The sequence below is a fragment of the Nocardioides dubius genome, assembly GCF_039528155.1.
Classification (GTDB): domain Bacteria; phylum Actinomycetota; class Actinomycetes; order Propionibacteriales; family Nocardioidaceae; genus Nocardioides; species Nocardioides dubius.
On the sequence record NZ_BAAALG010000013.1, the window covers coordinates 308,079 to 330,086 of the forward strand.

Below are 22,008 nucleotides of genomic sequence, written 5' to 3' on the forward strand. Positions count from 1 at the left end.
CGGTATCGCAGGGAAATCTCTTCCAACACAGGCACTGTGGAGGGCAAGAGGGCCACGTGCAGGCGCGGAGAACCGTGGCGCGTCACGTGGCGCCGGCGGAGTCGGTGGCCTCGATCAACGCCTGCCCCAGGCGCCGGGCGCTCTCCGCGGTGAGGGTGAAGCCGCGCAGGCCGGCCTCCGGCGCCGAGACATGCAGCCAGTCCTCGCGGGTCCCGGCCTCGCGGGTCATGGTGAGGACGACGTCGACGCCGCGGGTGCGCGGGAGCCCGAGACGCCCACGGACGATCACCGGCAGCGAGGTGGCGGAGCTGTCGTGGAACCGGTCCTCGGGAAGGTCGTCCGCATCGTGCTCGGAGACGCACCACGCGGGGCAGGGGTCGTCTTGCCATGGGGGAGTTCGTCCCATGTCGCTCCTGTTCGGGCGGTTCGGGCGGTTTCGGCCACGCGCCATGCCCGGGCCGGGCAGCATGGGAGGCGGGGCGGTCGGAGCCGCCACCGGGGCGCGATCCCGATCAGTATCGACCGACTTCGGGCGCAGGATCTTGTCAACCAGATCACAAGTCTTGGGACTTCCTGTTCCGAGATGCCCTTTTCTGCCGCCCAAACCCCTTGTGGTGACTCCGATCACGCATACGGTCAGTCAAACGGCGAGGGTCTCCTCGCCGTCCTGCACTGAACCGAGAGGGAAACGATGGGCGGACTCGTCGAGGTCACGGGGCTCACCAAGAGCTTCGGGCGTCAGAACATCTGGCACGACGTGACACTCACCCTGCCTCCAGGGGAGATCACGGCGCTGCTGGGCCCGTCGGGAACCGGCAAGTCGGTCTTCCTTAAGGCACTGATCGGGCTGCTGGAGCCCGAGGAGGGCGAGATCCTGATCGACGGCGTCGACATGGTCTCCTCGCGTGAGTCTCAGCGCCTCGAGCTGCGCAAGAAGTTCGGCGTGCTCTTCCAGGACGGCGCCCTCTTCGGGTCGATGAACGTCTACGACAACGTCGCCTTCCCGCTGCGCGAGCACACCAAGCTGCCCGAGGCGAAGGTCCGCGACCTGGTGATGGAGAAGCTCGGCCTGGTCGGCCTGGCCGGCCAGGAGCACAAGCTCCCGGGCCAGATCTCCGGCGGCATGAAGAAGCGCGCGGGCCTGGCCCGGGCGCTGGTCACCGACCCGGAGATCATCCTGATCGACGAGCCGGACTCCGGCCTCGACCCGGTCCGCACCTCCAACCTCGCCCAGCTGCTGATGGAGGTGAACGCCGCCACCGACACCACGATGCTGGTGGTCACCCACAACATCGAGCTGGCCCGCACCCTGCCGGACAACCTCGGCATGCTCTACCGCCGCGAGCTGGTCATGTTCGGCCCGCGCGAGGAGTTCCTGCTCACCGACCACCCGGTCGTCAGCCAGTTCATGAGCGGCGACCCGGACGGCCCGATCGGGATGAGCGAGGAGACCGACCACAGCACCACCGACGTCGACGCCTACGACGAGTTCGACCTGGCCGGCCAGCCCGGCGGTGCCACCGCCCTGCTGTCGCGGCACGCCGGAGCGCGCCCGATCGAGGTGCTCCCGCGTCAGCTCTCGCCGCGCACCGGGATGCCCCGGGCCGGCGGCGACCGCCACCGCGAGCGGGTCGCCAGCGGCGCCGCGCGACTCTATGTCGCCGACGACGAGGAGAGCGACCGAGAACGACCGGTACCCACCCGGGGGCTGGCCACCCGCGCCCTGACCGGCGTCGGCGACCTCTTCGCGCTCGCCCTCGACACCATCCGGGAGACCTTCAAGCGTCCCTTCGCGGCCCGCGAGACCCTCGAGCAGTTCTGGTTCGTGGTCAGCGTCTCCTGGATCCCGGCGATGCTGGTGGCGATCCCGTTCGGAGCGGTGATCGCGCTCCAGCTCGGCACCCTCACCGTCCAGATCGGCGCCCAGTCCTTCACCGGCGCCGCCAGCGTCCTGGCGGTGGTGCAACAGGCCGCACCGATCGTGACCACCCTGGTCATCGCGGGTGCCGGTGGCGCGGCGATCTGCGCCGAGATCGGCACCAGACGGATCCGCGACGAGATCGACGCGATGCGGGTGATGGGCATCTCGCCGGTGCAACGCCTGGTCGTGCCCCGGGTGATCGCCTGTGTGCTGGCCGCGGTCCTGCTCAACGGCCTGGTCTCGGTGGTCGGCGTCCTCGGCGGCTACTTCTTCAACGTGGTGGTCCAGGGCGGAACGCCCGGCGCCTACCTCTCCAGCTTCACCGCGCTCGCGCAGATCTCCGACCTGTGGGTCGGTGAGATCAAGGCCGTCATCTTCGGCTTCGTGGCCGGCGTCGTCGCCTGCTACCGCGGGCTCAACACCGCACCCGGCCCCAAGGGCGTCGGCGACGCGGTCAACCAGTCCGTGGTGATCACCTTCCTGCTCCTCTTCTTCGTCAACTTCGTGATCACCACCCTCTATCTGCAACTCGTGCCCGGAAAGGGGGCCTGAGCATGATCGAGCTCTCGGGCCTCGCCCGGCTCCGCGACGTTCCGGCCTCCCGGCTCGCCTCCCTCGGTGAGGCACTCCGCTTCCACATCCAGGTCCTGATCCGGATCCCGACCACCGTCGTGCGCTACCCGCGCGAGGTGCTGCGGCTGCTCTCCGAGGTCAGCTTCGGCTCCGGTGCGCTCGCCGTCATCGGCGGCACCATCGGCGTGATGCTCGGGATGACGCTCTTCGTCGGCACCGTGGTCGGCATGCAGGGCTACGCGGCCCTCGACCAGATCGGCACCGCCACCCTGAACGGGTTCATCTCCGCCTACTTCAACACCCGTGAGATCGCGCCGCTGGTCGCGGCGCTGGCCCTCTCGGCCACCGTCGGCTCCGGCTTCACCGCCCAGCTCGGCGCGATGCAGGTCAACGAGGAGGTCGACGCACTCACCGCGATGGCGGTGCCCAGCGTGCCCTACCTGGTCAGCACCCGCGTGGTGGCCGGCTTCGTGGCGATCATCCCGCTCTACGTGATCGGCCTGCTCACCTCCTACGCCGGCTCGCGGATCATCACCGTCTACTTCTACGGCCAGTCGGCGGGAACCTACGACCACTACTTCAACCTGTTCCTGCCGCCGATCGACATCCTGCTGTCGTTCGCCAAGGTCCTGGTCTTCGCGGTGCTGATCATCCTGATCCACTGCCGTCTGGGCTTCACCGCCACCGGCGGACCGGCCGGCGTCGGCGTGGCGGTGGGCACCGCCGTCCGGCGCAGCATCGTGACCGTCGCCGTGCTCGACCTGGTGCTCTCGATGGCGCTGTGGGGCACCTCCACCACCGTAAGGATCGCCGGATGAGTCCGCACAAGAGCCGGGTGCCTGACATCCTGCTGGGCCTGGGCTACGCCGTCCTGATCGGCGCGCTGCTGCTCGGCGCGCTGGCGGCCTACAACCAGACCTTCACCAAGAGCGTCGACGTCACCCTGCAGACCGGCAAGCTCGGCAACTCGCTGCAGACCGGCTCCGACGTGAAGCTCAACGGCGTCCCGGTCGGGCGCGTCTCCAAGATCGAGTCCTCCGACGACGGCGCCACGCTCACCTTGGCGCTGCAGCCGGAGACCGCGGAGAAGCTGTCGCCCGACACCGTGGCCCGGCTGCTGCCCAAGACCCTCTTCGGCGAGCGCTACGTCTCGCTGCAGGAGGCGTTCGACGGCGACGGTGGCCTCGCCAACGGCGACACCATCCGGGAGGACGCCTCCGCCGAGGCGGTCGAGCTGCAGGAGGTCTTCGATGAGCTGCTGCCGATGCTGCAGGCGATCAAGCCCGACAAGCTCTCCGCCGCGCTCGGCGAGATGACGCTGATGCTGCGCGGCCAGGGCGAGGACCTCGGCACGATGATGGTCTCCTGGAGCAACTACTTCGAGAAGCTCAACCCGTTGGTGCCCGAGATGGCGGAGAGCCTCGGCAAGTTCGGCGAGGTCGCCGACGTCTACGCCGAGGCCGCGCCCGACCTGCTGGAGGCGGTCGAGTCGATGGCCACCACCTCGAAGATGCTGGTCGACCAGAACGACAACCTGACCACCGTCTTCGCCTCGGTGATCAGCAGCTCCACCGACGTCACCGGTTGGATGGACGAGAACCAGCAGACCATCGAGGTGCTGTCGGCGGAGAGCCGCGCCGCACTCGAGGCGGTCCGCCCGTTCGCCAACCAGTTCCCCTGCATCCTGCGCTCGGCCAACAAGTTCCGTCCGGCCATGGACAAGGTGCTCGGTGCCGGCACCGACGAGCCCGGCCTGCACGTGCGGCTGAGCGTGGTGAAGAGCCGCGGCAAGTACCTGGCCGGCAAGGACGCGCCGACCTTCCCGACCGAGGGCAAGGCCCGGTGCCCCTACGTCACCGGCGACCCGGCCACCCGTGGCTCCAGCGCCACCGACGAGCAGGTCGCGCCGACCAACATCCCGACGCCGCCGCGGCGCTTCTCGCCCGAGGTGCTGAGCGCCGCCACCGGTCTGGGGGATGCGAACTCCCCGTCCGAGAACCGACTGATCGCCGAGCTGGTCGCGCCCACCGTGGGCATGGCGCCAGCCGACTACCCGCAGTGGTCGAGCCTGTTGCTGGGCCCCGTGCTGCGTGGAGCGAAGGTGAGCCTGCGATGAGCAAGACCACGTCCCTGGCACCGGTGCTGATCAAGAGCCTGGTGTTCACGATCGCCACGCTGCTGGCCACCGCCGCGCTGGCGGCCACGATCAGCAACAGCAGCGGCGACGCCCACCGCACCTACACCGCGATGTTCACCGACGTCACCAGCCTGAACAAGGGCGACGACGTCCGCATCGCCGGCGTCCGGGTCGGCACCGTGAAGAAGATCGAGGTCGGCAAGGACAACCTCGGCGAGGTCACCTTCGAGGTGAACGACGTCGCCCCGATGCGTGAGGGGATGACCGCCGAGCTGCGCTTCCGCAACATGGTCGGCCAGCGCTACATCACCCTGATGCCCTCGGCCACGCCGGGCCCGGACCTCAAGGACGGCTACACGTTCGAGGTCGAGGACACCAAGCCTGCGCTGAACCTCACCGTGCTCTTCAACGGCTTCCAGCCGCTGCTTAAGCTGCTCGACGCCGAGCAGGTGAACAACCTCAGCGCGCAGATCATCTCCGTCTTCCAGGGCGAGGGTGCCACGATGGAGGGCCTGCTCTCCAGCACGGCCAGCCTGAGCCGCACGCTGGCCGGGCGCGACGAGGTGATCGGCAGCCTGATCGCGTCGCTGACCGACGTCCTCGACACCGTCGACACTCGCTCGGAGGACCTCTCCACCACGCTGACCACGATGCAGCAGCTGGTCAGCGGCCTGGCCGAGGACCGCGCCGTGATCGGCAGCACGCTGGAGGGGTTGGGCGGCCTGACCACCAGCGTCGCCGGTCTCCTCGAAGGCACGCGCCCGGCCCTCAAGGGGTCGATCAACGCCCTCGGTGAGCTCTCCGAGAACCTCGCCGACTCCGAGTCGGTGCTCGACAGCTTCTTCGAGACCCTGCCGGTCAAGCTCGACACCATCGGCCGGACCGCCAGCTACGGGTCCTGGCTCAACGTCTACCTCTGCTCCATCAAGGGACGGATTCCGATGCCTGAGGGCTACTACGGCGATCTCGGCGTCAAGCCGGTCGCGGGGAGGTGCCGCTGATGGCACGCCATCCTCTGTCGTTCGCTGAACGCAACAAGGTGATGATCGCGCTGGTCGGCCTGCTCGCCATGGGCGCCGTCTTCTTCGCTACCTTCAACGCCGCCTCGCTGCCGATCATCGGCGGCGGTGACACGCACACCGCCTACTTCGCGGAGTCCGGTGGGCTGCGCGAGGGCAACGAGGTCCGGGTCTCCGGGGTCAAGGTCGGTGAGGTCACCAAGCTCGGCCTCGAGGGCGACAAGGTGAAGGTGACCTTCCGGGTCAAGGACGTCGAGCTGGGCGACCAGACCTCTGCCGGGATCAGCGTCAAGACCCTGCTGGGGCAGAAGTTCCTCGACATCCGCCCGGCCGGCGGGGGAGAGCTGAACAGCGCGATCCCGCTGGAGCGGACCACCACCCCCTACGACGTCAACAAGGCCTTCTCCGACGTCTCCGACGAGATCCACGAGATCGACACCGAGCAGCTCGAGGAGAGCCTTGACGTCCTCTCCACCGCCTTCGAGAACACGCCGCCCGCGGTGCGCGAGCTGGTCGACGGTCTCAGCGCGCTCTCGCGCACCATCTCCACCCGCGACGACGACCTCTCCGAGCTGCTGACCTCGACCACCAGCGTCACCGGCACCCTGGCCGAGCGCAACGACGAGTTCGCCAAGATCATCAGCGACGGCAACGACCTGATGGCCGAGCTGGAGAACCGGCGTGATGCGGTCAAGGCGATGCTCCAGGGCACCGCCAACCTGGGCACCCAGGTGCGCGGCCTGGTCGCCGACAACCAGAAGACGCTCGCCCCCGCGCTGGCCAAGCTCGACAAGGTCTCCGCGATCCTGCAGCGCAACGAGGCGAACCTGAGCTCGGCGCTCAAGAAGATGGGCCCCTACTACCGGGTCCTGACCTCGGCCACCGGCAACGGGCGCTGGCTGGAGTCCTACATCTGTGGCCTCTTCGGTCCCGACGGCGCGCCGTTGCTGGACGCCGAGGCACTGCGCAACTGTGCACCTCAGAAGGGAGGCGGACGATGAGGATCTCCCGCCGCACCGGACGGATCGCGATCGCGGCCGTCGTCGTCCTCGGCGTCTCGGGCTTCGCCCTGCAGCGCACGGTGCTCGCCGACGAGCCGACCGAGGTCACCGCCTACTTCACCAAGTCGGTCGGCCTCTACCCCGGCAACGACGTGCAGGTGCTCGGGGTGCCCGTCGGCCACATCACCAGCGTCGATCCCCAGGACGGCCGGGTGAAGGTGACGATGGAGGTCGACCCGGAGTACGACGTCGCCGCCTCCACCGCCGCCGTGATCGTCGCCCCCACCGTGGTCAGCGACCGCTACGTGCAGCTCACCGAGCCGTGGACCGACGGCGCGAAGCTCAAGAGCGGCGCGGTGATCGAGCTCGAGCGGACCGCGGTCCCGGTCGAGATCGACGACCTGTACCGCAGCCTGATCGACGTCAGCGACCAGCTCGGCCCTGACGGCGCCAACAAGAACGGCGCGCTGTCGAAGTTCCTCTCGGTGGCGGCCGAGAACCTCGAGGGGCAGGGCGCCGACCTGAACCAGATGTTCCGGGAGTTCGGCGATGCCGCCGCCACCCTGGACGGCATCGACGAGGAGTTCTTCGCGACGCTGGCGAACCTCGAGAAGTTCAACACGATGCTCAAGGACAACGACTCCGACGTGGCCTCGATGAACAAGCGGTTCGCCGCCGTCACCCGGTACCTGGCCGAGGACAAGGACGACATCGCCGATGCCGCCGCCAACCTGGCCGACGCGTTCGTGGTGCTCGACGACTTCATCCGCGAGAACCGCGACAACCTGAACACGAGCGTGAAGAACCTGCAGGGCCCCACCGAGGTGCTGGTCAAGCAGCGCAAGTCGCTGGAGGAGACGGTGCGCACGGTGCCGCTGCTGCTGCAGAACTTCATCAAGGCCTACGACCCCGACACGAACACGCTGCACGGGCGCGGCAACCTGAACGAGATCGCGCTGTGGACCAACGACGGTCTCACCGGGCGCACCTCGACGTCGTCGCCGCCGGTGATGCTCGACGGAGAGAAGGACGCCCAGTGAAGCGGCTAGGACTGATCAGCGCCGCCGCCGTCCTCGGCGTCACGGCGACCGGCTGCGGGCTGGTCGGCGGCGGGGTCTACGAGACCGACCTGCCCGGTGGCGCGGACCTGGGCAGCGACCCGATCACGATGACCGCCGACTTCGAGGACGTCCTCGACCTGGTGCCGCAGTCGAGCGTCAAGGTCGACAACGTCGAGGTCGGCCAGGTCACCCGGATCACCCTCAACAAGGACGGCCACAGCGCCCGGGTGGAGCTCAAGATCAACCGCGACGCCCAGCTTCCCGAGGGCACCGGCGCCCGGCTGCAGCAGACCTCCCTGCTCGGCGAGAAGTTCGTCGCCCTGCTCCGGCCGACCGCGCCCACCGCCACCAAGCTCGGCAACGGCGCGCACCTCGGCATCGCGGACACCTCGCACGCCGCCGAGGTCGAGGAGGTGCTCGGTGCGCTCTCGCTGGTGCTCAACGGCGGCGGCGTCGGCCAGTTCCAGGAGATCTCGAAGGAGCTGCAGAAGGTCTCGGCCGGACGGCCGGACGAGATCAAGGCCTTCCTGCGCCGGATCAACACCTTCGTGAGTGGGCTCGACGACCGCAAGGAGTCGCTGACCGCGGCGCTCGACGGACTGGATCGACTCGGCGCGTCCCTGCAGGCGGACAAGGAGAAGATCGTGACGGCGCTCGAAGACCTCAGTCCCGGCATGCAGGTGCTGGTCGACCAGCGCAAGCAGCTGGTCGCCATGCTGACCTCGCTCGACAAGCTGTCCAAGGTCACCGTCGACACCCTGAACACCGCGCAGAAGGACATCATCGCGGACTTCAAGGCGCTGGAGCCGATCCTTGAGCAGCTGGCCAAGGCCGGCGCCGATCTGCCCGAGTCGCTGCAGATCCTGCTCACCTACCCGTTCCCCGACTCCGTCCTGGAAGCGATCAAGGGCGACTACTTCAACGGATTCATCGTGACCAACTTCCGCACGCCGGACGGCTGCGCGGCGTTCTCCTGCTCCTGGCCGCAGCCCGGCTCCAGCAGCGGAGCCCCGCGGGCCAGCACTCGAGTCGCGCCCGGTCTGGACTGGGATGACTTCCCGGGCCTCACCGATCCAGGCCCCGACACCAAGAAGCCGAAGGACAAGGCGACCCCCTCGGGGCCGCCGCCCACGCTGCTCACGCCCACCGACACGGCCCTGCCGGGCCTGCCCTCGCCGACGGTGACCATCTCACCCTCCGGCGAGCCCACGACGTCGTCGCCCTCCCCCTCCCACCCTGCCCAACCGACGGAGACCGTGACGGGAGGTGGGGAGTAGTGCTCAGCAGATCTGTGCGGGTGAAGCTGACGGCGTTCGTCATCGTCGGACTGCTCGCCACCACGTACCTCGCGGTCAAGTACCTCGGAGTCGGCAGTTTCGGCGGCGACTACCGGGTCTCGGTCCAGCTGACCGAGGCCGGTGGCCTCTTCGAGAACGGAGAGGTCACCTACCGAGGTGTGCCCGTAGGCCGCATCGACAGCCTGCGGGCCACCTCGGACGGCGTCGAGGTGGTGCTCCGCCTCGACGGCGGCGGCCCTGAGATCCCGGCCGATGCCGCGGTCACCGTGGCCAACCGCTCCGCCATCGGCGAGCAGTACCTCGACCTCGCCGGTCAGGGCACCGGCGGCGACAAGCTCGCCGACGGCGACCGGATCGACGCCACCGACGCGATGCTGCCGCCCCCGATCGACGAGCTGCTGACCAGCGGACGCTCGTTCCTCTCCTCGGTTCCTCGTGACGATCTCGCCACGGTGATCGACGAGACCTACGAGTGGACCCGTGACGGCGCCGAGCCGCTGCGGCAGCTCAACACCACCTTGTCGTCGTTCGCCGAGACCGCGGAGGCCAACTTCGTGGTCACCGCGTCGCTGATCCGCAACTCGGGTCAGGTGCTCGACACGCAACTCGCCTCGCAGGAGAGCATCCGCGCCTTCAGCAAGGACCTCGCGGTCTTCGCCAAGGCGATGGAGGACTCCGACGCCGAGCTGCGCGAGCTGATCGAGAACACGCCTCAGGTGGCCCGTGAGTTCCAGAAGGTCATCCAGCAGGTCGGGGGGCCGCTGGGTGACCTGATGGCCAACTTGGTGACGCCGGCCCAGGTCTTCGGCATCAACGCAGCCGGCGTGCGCAACTCGATGATCAACCTGCCCGAGGCGATGAGCATCGGCTGGGCGGTCAACGGGTCGCAGGGCCTGAACTTCGGTCTCGCGCAGACCTACTTCGATCCCAAGGCCTGCACCACCGGCTACGGCGGCACCACGGTCCGCCCGGGTCTGGACACCAGCAAGGGCGAGCCGTTCAACCTGATGGCCGGCTGCGACGTCGCGCCGTCCAGCGGCACGGCCGTCCGCGGACCGAAGAGCGTCAAGGAGAAGAAGGTCCGGGTGAACCTCCGTGTCGCCGACGATCTCAGTAAGTTGATGGGACGATGAGCCGCGATATGCACCAGGCTGATCGGGGAGTGGAGATGGCCGACGCAGAGCCCGAGGTGGAGGAGAGCGGCGACACCGCCGTGACCACCGAGGACGCCGAGACGACGGTCGACGAGAAGAGGGTCTCTGCCGAGGCCGCCGCGTCGACGGAGACCACCGACTCGGAGTCGCGTTCGCTGCTTCCGGGCTGGGTGCCGTGGGCGCTGCTCGCGGCCGGGCTCGTCGTGCTCGTGCTCGGCGTGCAGTTCTGGCGCTCTGCCGAGCCGGACCCGGACGCCGCCCGCGCCGAGCGTCGCGACGCCGTCGTGGTGGCGGCGACCAGCAACCTCGAGACCTTGCAGACCATGGACTACGAGAAGGCGGAGGAGCATCTGGCCGCGTGGCAGGAGGTCTCGATCGGCGTGCTCGGTGACCAGTTCGCCGAGCTGACTGCCGAGGACCGCCAGGCCATCGTCGATGCCCAGGCCAAGAGCACGGGCCGGGTGCTCAGCCTCGCCGTCACCGAGCTGGGGGAGCGGACCGCCACCGTGATCGCCGCGATCGAGACCGAGGTGGTCACCGCCGCCGATCCGGACGCGGAGCCCGTCAAGAAGCGCAACCGGTTCGGTGCCGACCTGGTCCTGGTCAACGGCCGTTGGCTGGTCGAGAACCTGAGCCAGGTGGGGGTGAACCTCAAGTGAGCAAGATCCGTAGGCACGCCGTGCTCGGCGTCGCGCTCCTGCTGCTCGCCGTCGGCGTCGGCTTCTTCGTGCGCGGCTGGGTGGTCGGGCGCGACGACCCGCCCGCCAATCAGGCGTTGATCGACGAGGCGGCCAGCGAGGCGGTCATCCGTGACGCCTCGGTGGCGCTGACCTCCGTCTTCAGCTACGACTACACGGCTCCCGACGCGATCCAGGCGGCGGCGGACGACTTCCTCGTCGGCGACGCCCGTCAGGAGTTCGATGTCCTGCTGAAGACGCTGCTCGACCAGGCGCCCGGCCAGAAGCTCACGCTCAGTGCCGAGGTCTCGGCGACCGGCGTGAAGAGCCTGACCGACGACAGTGCCGAGCTGTTGATGTTCCTGGATCAGCGCAGCGAGCGCTCGACCGACAGTGAGGTCACGGTCTCCGCGGCGATGCTGACGGTGCAGCTGCGCCTGGTCGGCGGCGCGTGGCGCGTGGCGCACTTCGACACGCTATAGGGCCGCTCGCCCGGCGGGCGTGATGCGTGGCGAGCACTCGCTTGCTCACGACGCATCACGCTACGGGGCGGGTGCGGTGCCGAGGTCGCCGAGCGCGGCGACCACGGTGCCGGAGTCCTCGCAGACCCAGACCGGGTCCGGGCCGCCCAGCTCGGGATGGATGTAGAGGGCATGCAGGGCGTCGTCGCAGCGCGGGCACACGGGCCAGCGGCCGCGGCGCTCGAGCAGCTCGTCCTGGAGGTCCTGAGCGACCAGGCCGTCCAGGTACTGACGCCCCGCCGGCCACTGGTCGGACCACCAGCGGCGATTGACCAGGATGTCCTCGAGCAGGGAGACGACGTCCGGTGATGCGGTGCCGGTTGCCTCGAGGTCGTGCATCACGAGGGCGCGTGCAGACATCAGGAAGTCGGTCATCTGGCCATTGTGGCTCGCGACTGGTTAGAAGACTCCGGCCGGCCGGAACTGCACGGAGACTCGCTGCCCGGCGTTGGCGACCTTGGGCACCGCGTGCTCCCAGGTGCGCTGGCAGGAGCCTCCCATCACCAGCAGGTCGCCGTGACCCATGGTGAAGCCGATCGAGCGCCCGCCGCCGCGCGGGCGCAGCGCGAGCTTGCGCGGGTTGCCGAACGAGACGATCGCGACCATCGTGTCCTCGGTGCGACCACGCCCGATGGTGTCGCCGTGCCAGGCGACCGAGTCGTTGCCGTCGCGGTAGTTGCAGCAGCCCGCCGTCATGAACTCCTCACCGAGCTCGGCGAGGTAGTGCGCGCTCAGCGCCTCCCGGGCGGCGGCGAGCGCCGCATGTGGGAGCTTGTCGCCGGCCGCATAGGTATGCACCAGTCGCGGGACGTCGACCACCGAGTCCCACATCGTGCGCCGCTCGGCGCGCCACGGCACCTCGGCCAGCAGGGCGGCGTAGACGTCGTCCGCGCCGACGAACCAGTTGGGCCGCACGTCGACCCAGGCACCGGCGCTCAGATGCGTGCGCCGCACCGCCGTCAGGGAGGTGAGGGCGGGCTGCCCCGCCCGCGGGCTCGGTGCGCTCGCCGTCTCGCTCGCCAACGCGTCGAACAGCGTGCCCTGCACCTCGATGGTGGCCATCGCCGTCCTCCCGCTCGCAACTTCTTTGGACCTGCCACGCTACCCGATCCCTCGAACAATTGTTCGATCCCTTCTGGCGTGTGTCGCCCCTCCCCGCCCTGCTACTCATCCGCCGCACCGGGGGATAGTCCCTGACGTTTTCGTGGTTTTGGGCCCGAAAAACCACGAAAACGTCAGGGACTATCCGGAGGGGTACCGGGCAAAGGTGACGAAATGGGGAGTGAGGTGAGTCACTCTTCGCCTAGGTTGAGGTGCATGAGCGACCCGACGCGTCAGCCGGCTGCCCGAGTTGTGAACGTGAGCAAGACCTACGGCACCGGAGCGGCGTTGGTGCGTGCCCTGGACGACGTCACCCTGGAGCTCGCCGAGGGTGAGTTCACGGCGGTGATGGGGCCGAGCGGCTCGGGCAAGTCGACGCTGATGCACTGCTGCGCGGCGCTCGACGTGGCGGACGCCGGCCAGGTCTACATCGGTGACGTCGAGCTGAGCGCACTCGGCGACAACGAGCTGACCCGACTGCGCCGCGACCAGATCGGGTTCATCTTCCAGTCCTTCAACCTGGTGCCGACCCTCACCGCCAAGGAGAACATCACCCTCCCGCTCAACATCGCGGGGCGCCGATCCGACCCGGGCTGGTTCGACACCGTGATCGAGACCGTCGGCCTGGGCGACCGGCTGGGCCACAAGCCCAACCAGCTCTCCGGGGGCCAGCAACAGCGGGTGGCCGTGGCTCGGGCGCTGGTGAGTCGGCCGGCCATCGTCTTCGCCGACGAGCCCACCGGCAACCTCGACTCGCACTCCGGTGCCGAGGTGCTCAACCTGCTACGACGCAGCGTCGACGAGCACGGTCAGACCATCGTGATGGTCACCCATGACCCGGTCGCCGCCGCCTACACCGATCGCGTGGTCTTCCTGGCAGACGGCAAGGTGGTCGACGAGCTGCGCGAGCCCAATCGCGAGCGGGTGCTGGAGATCATGGCCTCGATGACGGCGCCGCGGATGCAGGCCGACGGGACGCGCTGATGCTGCGGGCCTCGATCAAGAGCCTGCTCGGGCGCAAGCTGCGCCTGTTGATGAGCACCTTCGCGATCGTGCTCGGCGTCGGGTTCGTGACCGGCTCGCTGGTCTTCGGCGACACCCTGAACCGATCCTTCACGGCGATCTTCGCGAGCACCGTGGGCGATGTGGTGGTGCGCCCTGAGGGCGGCGTGGCGGCCGACGGCTCGCCGTCCGCGATCACGCTGCCGGCCGCGATGCGCGCCAGGCTGGAGAAGGTCGACGGCGCCGCGCGGGTGGACGGGAACGTCACGGCCCTCGGCGTCTACGTGATCAGCAAGGATGGCGACCCGATCGGTGGCAACGGGCCGCCGGCGATCGCCGGCAACTTCTCCGACGCTCCTGCTGGGCATGGGCTCAAGGCGATCGAGCTGCTGGACGGCCGGGCGCCGGAGACGCTCGAGGAGATCGCGCTCGATGAGGCCACGGCGGAGAAGGCGGGCTACCGGATCGGCGACACCGTCGAGCTGGCCAGCACCGGCGAGGTGGCCTCGCTGCGCGCCGAGCTGGTCGGCATCCTGGGGTTCAGCGAGGGCGGCTCGCTCAACGGCGCCACCTTCACCGCCTTCGACACCCGCAGTGCGCAGAAGCTCTTCCTCGGTGGGGAGAACGTCTACAACGACTACTGGGTGACGGCCGAGCCGGGCGTCACCCAGGAGGAGCTGCGTGACCGGGTCGCCGTCGTCCTGCCTGGCGGCGTGGAGGCGGTCACCGGCGACGACGCCGCGGACGAGGCCGCCACCGGACTGCTCGACCAGATCGGCTTCCTGACCACCTTCCTGTTGATCTTCGCGGTGATCTCGCTCATCGTCGGCTCCTTCCTGATCGTGAACACCTTCTCGATCCTGGTCGCCCAGCGCAGCCGGGAGCTGGCGCTGCTGCGCGCGCTCGGCGCATCGCGGCGTCAGGTCAAGGCGATGGTGCTCTTCGAGGCGTTCGTGCTCGGCGTAGTCGGAGCGAGCCTGGGCCTGGGCCTCGGCGTCCTGCTCTTCTACGGGATCAGGCTCGGCTTCGAGCGGTTCGGCCTGGACCTGGGCAGCACGCCGATGGTCTTCGAGCCGCTGACGGTGGTGCTCGCGTATGCGATCGGGATCGTGGTGACCATGGTCGCGGCCGCCATCCCGGCATGGCGCACCGGCCGGATCGCGCCGATCGCCGCGCTGCGCGACGACGTCGCCCTGCCGGAGGCGAGCATCCAGCGGCGGCTCGTGGGTGCGGTGATTGCGATCGTGCTCGGCGCGGTGGCGATCGCCCTTGCCCTGTTCGGTGATGTGCCCAAGTCGGGCTACGTGCTCGGCGTCGGGGCGTTCGCGGTGCTGCTCGGCGTGGCCACCGCGAGTCCGGTGATCTCCCGGCCGCTGCTGCATGCCGCGGACACCGTCTTCTCGCGGCTCTTCGGTGCGGTGGGCCGGCTGGCCGGGCAGAACTCGCTGCGCAACCCGCGGCGCACCGCGGCCACGGCGTCGGCGCTGATGATCGGGCTCACTCTGTGCACGCTGATGGCGATGCTCGGCTCCTCGGCCAAGGCCAGCGTGGACCGGGCGGTGGCGGAGAACTTCGTCGGCGACTACGTGATCTCCAACGTCTTCGGTGCCGCCTTCTCGCCGAGCATCGCCGACGAGGCGGCCGCGATCGACGGCGTCGACGCGCTGACCCGGGTGCGGGTCCAGTTCGTCGAGCGACCGGACGGCGGGTTGGGCATCCTGCAGGGCATCGAGCCGGAGAGCATCGGTGTCGGCGTGAAGGTGGAGATGGTCTCCGGGCGGCTCGACGCCGTCGACGACACGGATGCGGTGCTGCTCTCCGAGAGCGAGGCGAGCGACGAGGACCTGGCGGTCGGCGACACGCTGCGCCTCGACGTTCCGGTGGGGGAGGCGAAGCTCCGCGTCGCGGGCATCTACCGCGACAACGAGCTGTTCGGCGATGCGTGGGTGGTCGGCCTGCCGGCCCTGCAGGAGCTGGGCTTCCGGCCGGTCGACAACTACGTGATGATCCGGCTGGATCCGGCTGCCGACCGCGCGCAGGTGCGGGCGGCATTGGATGCCCTCACCGAGCAGCAGAAGCTGATCTCGATCAAGGATCAGGAGGGACTGGCGGAGGAAGCGCGTGGGCCGATCGACCAGATCCTGGCCCTGATCTACGGCCTGCTCGCGCTAGCGCTGCTGATCGCCGTGCTCGGCATCGTCAATACGCTGGCGCTGTCGGTGATCGAGCGGACCCGGGAGATCGGGTTGCTCCGAGCGATCGGCCTCTCGCGACGGCAGCTGCGGTTGATGATCCGGCTCGAGTCGATCGTGATCTCGTTCCTGGGCGCGGTTCTGGGCGTCGTGCTCGGCCTGGTCTTCGGGTATGTGCTCCTCAAAGACCTTGCCTCGCAGGGCCTCGAGGTGATCGCCGTCCCGTGGCCGGCCGTGGCATCGTTCCTGGCACTGTCCCTGGTGATCGGGGTGCTGGCGGCGGTCTTCCCGGCCCGGCGCGCCGCCAAGCTGGATGTACTTGATGCCATTGCTACCGATTAGTCCCATATTTAACTAGGACCGTCCCAGGCCGAACGGCCGAGGTCCGTAGTCCGTCTGGGTCATATCGGGACTGGGGGCTCGCGAGCGCGGTCCAGCTCCTCCTAAACTCACAATCGTGAGTGATCTGGGGGTACTGACCAACGTAACGGGGCTGAAGCATGTCGCCGTGCGGGAGTACGTTCGCGGGCTGATCAGCGGCGCCGAGGTCGGCGCGCCGGCCCCCTCGGAGCGTGAGCTGGTGCAGCGCTTCGGCGTCGCGCGGATGACGGTCCGTCAGGCGATCGACGCGCTGGTGGCCGAAGGGCTGCTCGAGCGGATCCCCGGCAAGGGCACCTATGTCGCCCGGCCGCGGACCCGGGTCGGTGCCCTGCGTGGCTACACCGAGGAGATGCAGGCGCGCGGCATGCTCGCCGAGTCGCAGACCCTGATCGCCCGGATCGAGAAGGCCGGCCCCGGCATCGCCCGGGTGCTCAACCTGACCGAGGGCGACCCGGTCATCCACTGGAAGCGGCTGCGCCGCGCCGACGCCACCCCGATGTGCATCGAGGACGCCTTCCTCTCCGAGGTCCTGCTGCCCGGCTTCCTACAGTCCGGCACCCCCACCAGCCTCTACGACGCGCTGCGTCGTCGTGGCCTGCACCCGAGCTTCGCCGAGGACTCCATCACCGCTGACGTCGCCACCGGCGAGGAGGCGGAGATGCTGGAGGTCCCGGTCGGCTCGCCCGTGCTCCGGGTCGCACGCCGCGCCGTCTGCGGCGACAAGATCGTCGAGGTCTCCCGCGCCACCTACCGCGCCGACCGGTTCACCATGTGGGTGCAGTTCGCCGGCGAGGGCGCGGAGGCCTGAGCCTGCTCCGCCGCGCGGGGTGCGCGGCGCAGAGCTGTGGTGCGCCGTGGTGTGCGGTGTGGCGGTGGATCGCTCGTGGTGTTGCCCGCGAACGCGCGTCGCGAGCCACTAGGCTGCGGCCATGTCGCTGCTGCTCGAGGTCGAGGTGCGCCAGGTGCGTGACGTCGTCGGCGCTGTCGAGGGCGGTGCCGACCGGCTGCTGCTCACCACCGCGACCGGGCTGTCGCCGGACCTCAAGCAGACGCTGGCGGTGATCCGGGAGTCCTCGGTCCCGGTCCGCGTGGTGCTCCGCCTCAACGACAGCAGGACGACGACCGGGGGAGAGTTCGCCCGGCTGTCCGGCCTGATCGGCGAGTACGTGGCACTGGGTGCCGAGGGTGTGATGTTCGGCTTCCTCGATGCCGAGCTCGGCATCGACCTCCAGGTCTGTGGCGGTCTCGCCGAGGCGAACCCCGGTGTGCCGTGGACCTTCAGCGACGCGATCGACGACTGCCTGGAGACCTCCCGGGCCTGGCGTGAACTGCGTCAGCTGCCCGGCTGCGATGCCGTCTTCGCGTCCGGCTCACCGCGCGGCCTCGGCGTCGGCTACGACGAGCTGTTGGAGCTGGCCCAGGCCGATCCGGCGGCGGCTGCGGTGCTGCTCCCCGGCCGGGGGCTGGTCGCCGAGCAGGTGCCGTGGCTGGTGCGGGCCGGCGTGCGGCAGTTCCATGTGGGCGTGCAGGCGCGGCCGAGCGGTTCGTACCGCGCCGACGTCGACGCGGGCCATGTGCGCTCCTGGCGGCTGCTGCTCGACGGCGTCCGCTGAGGCAGGCGGTATCGCCTCGGTGGCCCGGTGCTCGACTCAGGAGGCCCGGCAGTCCATCGCGATCTCGGTCATCGTCTCTTCGAAGCCCGGCGGAAGCTCGTCGGAGGTCAGCTGCTCGATGCTGAGCCGGTGGACCACGTTGTCGGCGAAGCACCAGGCGATCGTGTCGCTCATCCCGGGTGCCTCGGCTCCCTGCGCGGCCAGCGTCGAGCGGGTGGCGGCCAGGGTCAGCGCATCGAGCGAGGCCTCGGAGCTGCGGGTGGTCGCCTTCTCGGGGTCGCACGAGGTGAAGACGAGGTGGTCCTCGACCTGCGTGAGGCTGGCGGTGCCCCGCGGAGCCCGGGCGACCCAGGTGGTCAGCGCTGACTTCATCAGCGCGGTCCCGGAGGCGTCGTCACCGGTGAAGTGCGCGCGCACGCAGACGCGACCCTTGCTCGTGTAGGAGCGGTAGTGGTCGCCTCCCCAGGCGTCGGCGGCGTCCAGCGCGGTCAGCACCGGGACCCGCTCGGCGAGGGTGAACAGCCAGCCGAGTGCGCCGAACTCGCCGTCGGCGTCCTCGATCGCGCTCTCGCCCTTCGCGAGCTCGACCTCGGGCACCTTCTTGGCCTTCTCCTTGTCGTTGAGCCAGCTCAGCGGCTTGAGCAGGTGCTCGTCGTTGGTGGGCGCGTCGTCGAAGAGGTCGTTGGCGCCCTTGAGGCCTTCGGCGGCGGTGGCCAACGTGGAGAGCGGCTCGCCCAAGGCGTACGGCGCTCCGGCCACCGCCTGTACGAAGGCGGGCACGCCGGCGAGCTCCTTCATGCCCTGCTCGTAGGTCCGCTGCTGGGCCTTCTCCACTGCTGCGCGCTTCTTGGCGGGCAGGTCGTTGACCCAGAGGTGCTCGATCCGCGACGCGTCGCCCTCGGCGACCGCGCGATGCATCGATGCCTGGGTGGCGTCGTCGTCATCGAGCTTCGACTCGAGGTCGAAGTGCTGGTCCTGCAGGGCGTGGGTCAGCTCGTGGACGAGCGTCGCGGTGCTGGCCGGGGTGAGCTCGCGCCCGCGCATCCGGATCCGCTCGTCCTCGGGGTCGTAGTAGGCGAGGGTGCCGCCGGTGCTGTTGTCGCTCATCGCCTTGACGATGTCGACCTTCGCGTCGATCAGGCCGAGTGCGCGCAGCATGCCCTCGTACTGCTCGATCTCGGTGCGCTCCTCTTCGTCGAGGCCCTCGTCGTCGACCTCGACCTTCGCCTTGAACTCCTTGGTGCTCAGGAAGTCGACGTAGACCGGCTGCTTGAAGTCGAGCCCGCGCAGCTTCTCCACCTGCTCGGCGTACGGCGCGACCCGGCTGTCCCAGGCCTCGGGGTGCGGCGGGCCGGCGTCGTCGCCGGCCAGGTACTGGTAGGCCGTGACGGCGCCGAGGCCGACGACCACCACCAGCAACGCGGCGCCTGCCGCGGGCCACAGCCAGCGGCGTCGCGCGGGCTCGGGAGAGGGCGGCGTCGGGAGGGGCGGTGCTGCGGGGAAGTGGGACACGTAGGAAGGGTAGAGGGAGCCGCACCGCGGGGCAGGGGAAGTGTGGCTGATCGGTCGTCGGCTGTTCGGACGTGGGCTGGGCAAGTCGGTGACGGCGGACGGCCCGGCCCGGTACGCTGCGTGAACCTAGAACGTGTTCTTATTCTGAGAGGATCGACGAGATGGCGAGCGTGGACGAGCGCAAGGCGATCGTGGAGCAGTACCTGAAGCTGGTCTCGAGCGGCACGGCCGACGAGATCATGGCGCTCTATGCGCCCGACGGGACGCTCGAGGACCCGGTCGGCACCGAGCCGAAGGTCGGGCGCGAGGAGATCGGCGCGTTCTATCGCAGCTTCGAGTCGATGGAGATCAGCACCAACCTGCGCGAGGTGCGCGCCTCAGGTGACGCGGCCGTGGCGTTCGCCTTCGACGTCGTCACCAAGCTCCCCGACTCCGCAATGAAGGTCTCCGCGATCGAGGTGATGACCTTCGACGACGCCGGCCTGATCACCTCGATGAAGGCCTACTGGTCCCCGGAGACCGACGTCGAGATGTCCTGACGCCTGTGGATGACGGCGCCCTCTCCTGCCCTCTTCCCGATAGTCCCTGACGTTTCGCCCCAGATGCGGCGTGTCGAGGGGCGAAACGTCAGGGACTGCCCGGGGGTGACGGTGGATGAGTCAGGAGCGGGAAGGAAGGTCGTCGGCGTCGACGATCCGGTAGGCGTAGCCCTGTTCGGCGAGGAAGCGCTGGCGGTTCTGGGCGAACTCGGCGTCGACGGTGTCGCGGGAGACGATCGTGTAGAAGTGCGCGACCTTGCGCTCGCCGTCGGGGCCGGGCTCGCCGGGGCGGAGCAGTCGGCCGAGACGCTGGGCCTCCTCCTGGCGCGAGCCGAACGAGCCGGAGACCTGGATCGCCACCTCCGCCGAGGGCAGGTCGATCGAGAAGTTTGCGACCTTCGAGACGACCAGGGTGCCGATCTCGCCGGAGCGGAAGGCGTCGAAGAGACGCTGGCGCTCCTTGACCGACGTCTCTCCCTTGATCATCGGGGCGTCCAGGGTCGCAGCGAGCTCGTCGAGCTGGTCGATGTACTGCCCGATCACCAGGGTCGGCTGGCCGGCATGCTGCGCGATCAGCTGCTGCACGACGTCGATCTTGTGATGCGTGCAGGCAGCGAGGCGGTAGCGCTCCTCGGGCTCGGCGGTCGCGTAGGCCAGCCGCTCCGACGACGGCAGGGTCACCCGGACCTCGACGCAGTCGGCCGGTGCGATCCAGCCCTGCGCCTCGATGTCCTTCCAGGGCGCGTCGTAGCGCTTCGGGCCGATCAGGCTGAAGACGTCGCCCTCGCGCCCGTCCTCGCGCACCAGCGTCGCAGTCAGTCCGAGACGCCGCCGCGCCTGGAGGTCGGCCGTCATCCGGAAGATCGGCGCGGGCAGCAGGTGCACCTCGTCGTAGAGGATCAGGCCCCAGTCGCGGGCATCCAGCAGCTCGAGGTGCGGATAGACGCCCTTGCGGCGCAGGGTCAGCACTTGGTACGTCGCGATGGTGACCGGCCGGATCTCCTTGACGGCGCCCGAGTACTCGCCGATCTCGTCCTCGGTGAGCGAGGTCCGCTTGATCAGCTCGTCCTTCCACTGGCGCGCGGAGACGGTGTTGGTGACCAGGATCAGCGTGGTCGCCTTCGCCTGTCCCATCGCTGCCGCGCCGACGATCGTCTTCCCTGCCCCACAAGGAAGAACCACCACGCCGGAGCCGCCGGCGGTGAACGCGTCGGCCGCCTCGCGCTGGTAGGTGCGCAGCTCCCAGCCGTCCTCGGCGAGCTCGATCGGATGCGCCTCGCCGTCCACGTAGCCGGCGAAGTCCTCGGCCGGCCAGCCGAGCTTGAGCAGCGCCTGCTTGAGGTTGCCGCGCTCCGAGCCGTGCACCACGACGGTGTCGTCGTCGAGCCGCTCGCCGAGCATTCCCTTGATCTTCTTGGCGCGCAGCACCTCCTCCAGCACGGGCCGGTCGGAGGAGGAGAGGACCAGGCCGTGGGTGGGGTGCTTCTCCAGGCGCAGTCGCCCGTAGCGCGCCATGGTCTCGGCGACGTCGACCAGCAGGGCGTGCGGCACCGGGTAGCGGCTGTACTTGAGCAGGGTGTCGACGACCTGCTCGGCATCGTGGCCCGCGGCCCGCGCGTTCCACAGGCCCAGCGGGGTGAGCCGGTAGGTGTGCACATGCTCGGGGGAGCGCTCCAGCTCGGCGAAGGGGGCGATCGCGAGGCGGCACTCGCCGGCCTGCTCGTGGTCGATCTCCAGCAACAAGGTCTTGTCGGACTGCACGATCAGGGGGCCGTCATTCACCGGACCAGCGTACGCGGGCGCGGGTGAGACGCTGCGCCGTCCGCGCTGCCCCGGGACGTCATGCGTCCCGCGGGACGCATGTCGCCCCGGGAGGCGGCGGGCCGCCCTCTCCCAGGTCTTGCTAAGTGCAATAAAGGATGCTTATTGTAGTAAGTGTGAACCTGACCGAACGGGAGAGCGAGATCGTGGCGCTGCTGCGCCGCAACCCCCTGTTGGACTCCGCAGCCATCGCCGCGACGCTCGGCACCACCCGTGCCGCCGTCAACGTGCACCTGTCGAACCTGGGCAAGAAGGGCGCGATCCTCGGGCGCGGCTACGTGCTCGGCGAGGGGCCGTCGGTGGTGGTCCTCGGCGGCGCCAACATGGACATCAAGGCGACCAGTGCGAAGGCCGCCCAGCCCGGCACCAGCAACCCCGGCACGACCACGTTCGCGGCCGGCGGCGTCGGACGCAACATCGCCGAGAACCTGGCCCGCCTCGGCACCCGGACCTCGCTGGTCGCCGCGGTCGGCGCCGACCCGCTC

Annotated in this window: 21 protein-coding genes; 16 read left to right on the forward strand and 5 right to left on the reverse strand. The window is 69.4% G+C overall.

What is annotated here, in order from left to right; genetic code table 11:
• Positions 1–82 precede the first annotated feature (82 nt).
• The gene (locus ABD151_RS18590; protein WP_343996317.1) at positions 83–406 is read right to left on the reverse strand and encodes a DUF6907 domain-containing protein; all 324 of its coding nucleotides are present in this window, start codon (positions 404–406) and stop codon (positions 83–85) included.
• 285 nt (positions 407–691) lie between these two features.
• Between ABD151_RS18590 and ABD151_RS21960 the strand changes: the two genes are divergently transcribed.
• From ABD151_RS21960 to ABD151_RS18645, 10 genes are read left to right on the forward strand one after another with little or no spacing between them, the layout of a single operon-like run.
• Entirely contained in the window at positions 692–2,473 is a 1,782-nt protein-coding gene (locus ABD151_RS21960) for an ABC transporter permease (RefSeq protein ID WP_425571950.1), read from the forward strand.
• Positions 2,474–2,475: 2 nt separating this feature from the next.
• Complete coding sequence (locus ABD151_RS18605; protein ID WP_343996318.1) at positions 2,476–3,312, forward strand: MlaE family ABC transporter permease; 837 nt, start codon at positions 2,476–2,478, stop codon at positions 3,310–3,312.
• Positions 3,309–4,610 (forward strand): MCE family protein, encoded by a 1,302-nt coding sequence (locus tag ABD151_RS18610; protein WP_343996319.1) that lies wholly within the window; start codon positions 3,309–3,311, stop codon positions 4,608–4,610. The genes ABD151_RS18605 and ABD151_RS18610 overlap by 4 nt, the downstream gene beginning before the upstream one ends.
• Entirely contained in the window at positions 4,607–5,632 is a 1,026-nt protein-coding gene (locus tag ABD151_RS18615; protein ID WP_343996320.1) for an MCE family protein, read from the forward strand. The genes ABD151_RS18610 and ABD151_RS18615 overlap by 4 nt, the downstream gene beginning before the upstream one ends.
• Entirely contained in the window at positions 5,632–6,651 is a 1,020-nt protein-coding gene (locus tag ABD151_RS18620) for an MCE family protein (protein ID WP_343996321.1), read from the forward strand. Before ABD151_RS18615 ends, ABD151_RS18620 begins: the two co-directional genes overlap by 1 nt.
• The gene (locus ABD151_RS18625; protein WP_343996322.1) at positions 6,648–7,691 is read left to right on the forward strand and encodes an MCE family protein; all 1,044 of its coding nucleotides are present in this window, start codon (positions 6,648–6,650) and stop codon (positions 7,689–7,691) included. Before ABD151_RS18620 ends, ABD151_RS18625 begins: the two co-directional genes overlap by 4 nt.
• Positions 7,688–8,989 carry an MCE family protein gene (locus ABD151_RS18630; protein ID WP_343996323.1) on the forward strand — a complete coding sequence of 434 codons (1,302 nt, stop codon included), beginning with the start codon at positions 7,688–7,690 and terminating at the stop codon, positions 8,987–8,989. Before ABD151_RS18625 ends, ABD151_RS18630 begins: the two co-directional genes overlap by 4 nt.
• Positions 8,989–10,143, forward strand: coding sequence for an MlaD family protein (locus ABD151_RS18635; RefSeq protein ID WP_343996324.1), 1,155 nt, complete (start codon positions 8,989–8,991; stop codon positions 10,141–10,143). Before ABD151_RS18630 ends, ABD151_RS18635 begins: the two co-directional genes overlap by 1 nt.
• 35 nt (positions 10,144–10,178) lie before the next feature.
• On the forward strand, positions 10,179–10,823 hold the full coding sequence (locus tag ABD151_RS18640) for a hypothetical protein (protein ID WP_343996325.1): 645 nt from the start codon (positions 10,179–10,181) through the stop codon (positions 10,821–10,823).
• Positions 10,820–11,323, forward strand: coding sequence for a hypothetical protein (locus tag ABD151_RS18645; protein ID WP_343996326.1), 504 nt, complete (start codon positions 10,820–10,822; stop codon positions 11,321–11,323). Before ABD151_RS18640 ends, ABD151_RS18645 begins: the two co-directional genes overlap by 4 nt.
• A gap of 60 nt (positions 11,324–11,383) precedes the next feature.
• On the opposite strand, the gene ABD151_RS18650 is transcribed toward ABD151_RS18645, so the two are convergent.
• Positions 11,384–11,737, reverse strand: a complete 354-nt coding sequence (locus tag ABD151_RS18650) for a hypothetical protein (protein ID WP_343996327.1) — start codon at positions 11,735–11,737, stop codon at positions 11,384–11,386.
• Between the two features lie 24 nt (positions 11,738–11,761).
• Positions 11,762–12,424 (reverse strand): alpha-ketoglutarate-dependent dioxygenase AlkB, encoded by a 663-nt coding sequence (locus ABD151_RS18655; RefSeq protein ID WP_343996328.1) that lies wholly within the window; start codon positions 12,422–12,424, stop codon positions 11,762–11,764.
• Positions 12,425–12,679: 255 nt separating this feature from the next.
• On the opposite strand from ABD151_RS18655, the gene ABD151_RS18660 reads away from it, so the two are divergent.
• The 4 genes from ABD151_RS18660 (at position 12,680) to ABD151_RS18675 (ending at position 17,651) form a co-directional block, all read left to right on the forward strand.
• A complete protein-coding gene (locus ABD151_RS18660) occupies positions 12,680–13,447 on the forward strand; it encodes an ABC transporter ATP-binding protein (RefSeq protein WP_343996329.1) in 768 nt (255 codons plus the stop codon).
• Positions 13,447–15,999: an ABC transporter permease gene (locus ABD151_RS18665; protein ID WP_343996330.1), complete on the forward strand. Its 2,553-nt coding sequence runs from the start codon at positions 13,447–13,449 to the stop codon at positions 15,997–15,999. Before ABD151_RS18660 ends, ABD151_RS18665 begins: the two co-directional genes overlap by 1 nt.
• Before the next feature lie 115 nt (positions 16,000–16,114).
• Complete coding sequence (locus tag ABD151_RS18670; RefSeq protein ID WP_343996331.1) at positions 16,115–16,846, forward strand: GntR family transcriptional regulator; 732 nt, start codon at positions 16,115–16,117, stop codon at positions 16,844–16,846.
• Between the two features lie 121 nt (positions 16,847–16,967).
• Positions 16,968–17,651 (forward strand): copper homeostasis protein CutC, encoded by a 684-nt coding sequence (locus tag ABD151_RS18675; RefSeq protein ID WP_343996332.1) that lies wholly within the window; start codon positions 16,968–16,970, stop codon positions 17,649–17,651.
• A 36-nt stretch (positions 17,652–17,687) separates the two neighbouring features.
• Here ABD151_RS18675 and ABD151_RS18680 read toward each other — a convergent pair whose 3' ends face one another.
• Entirely contained in the window at positions 17,688–19,163 is a 1,476-nt protein-coding gene (locus tag ABD151_RS18680; RefSeq protein ID WP_343996333.1) for a DUF6782 family putative metallopeptidase, read from the reverse strand.
• 161 nt (positions 19,164–19,324) lie between these two features.
• Between ABD151_RS18680 and ABD151_RS18685 the strand changes: the two genes are divergently transcribed.
• Positions 19,325–19,702 carry a nuclear transport factor 2 family protein gene (locus tag ABD151_RS18685; RefSeq protein ID WP_343996334.1) on the forward strand — a complete coding sequence of 126 codons (378 nt, stop codon included), beginning with the start codon at positions 19,325–19,327 and terminating at the stop codon, positions 19,700–19,702.
• 120 nt (positions 19,703–19,822) lie between these two features.
• On the opposite strand, the gene ABD151_RS18690 is transcribed toward ABD151_RS18685, so the two are convergent.
• On the reverse strand, positions 19,823–21,484 hold the full coding sequence (locus ABD151_RS18690) for a DNA repair helicase XPB (protein ID WP_343996335.1): 1,662 nt from the start codon (positions 21,482–21,484) through the stop codon (positions 19,823–19,825).
• 155 nt (positions 21,485–21,639) lie between these two features.
• Between ABD151_RS18690 and ABD151_RS18695 the strand changes: the two genes are divergently transcribed.
• Positions 21,640–22,008 (forward strand): PfkB family carbohydrate kinase (locus tag ABD151_RS18695; RefSeq protein WP_343996336.1); only part of this gene is annotated, 369 nt, incomplete at its 3' end.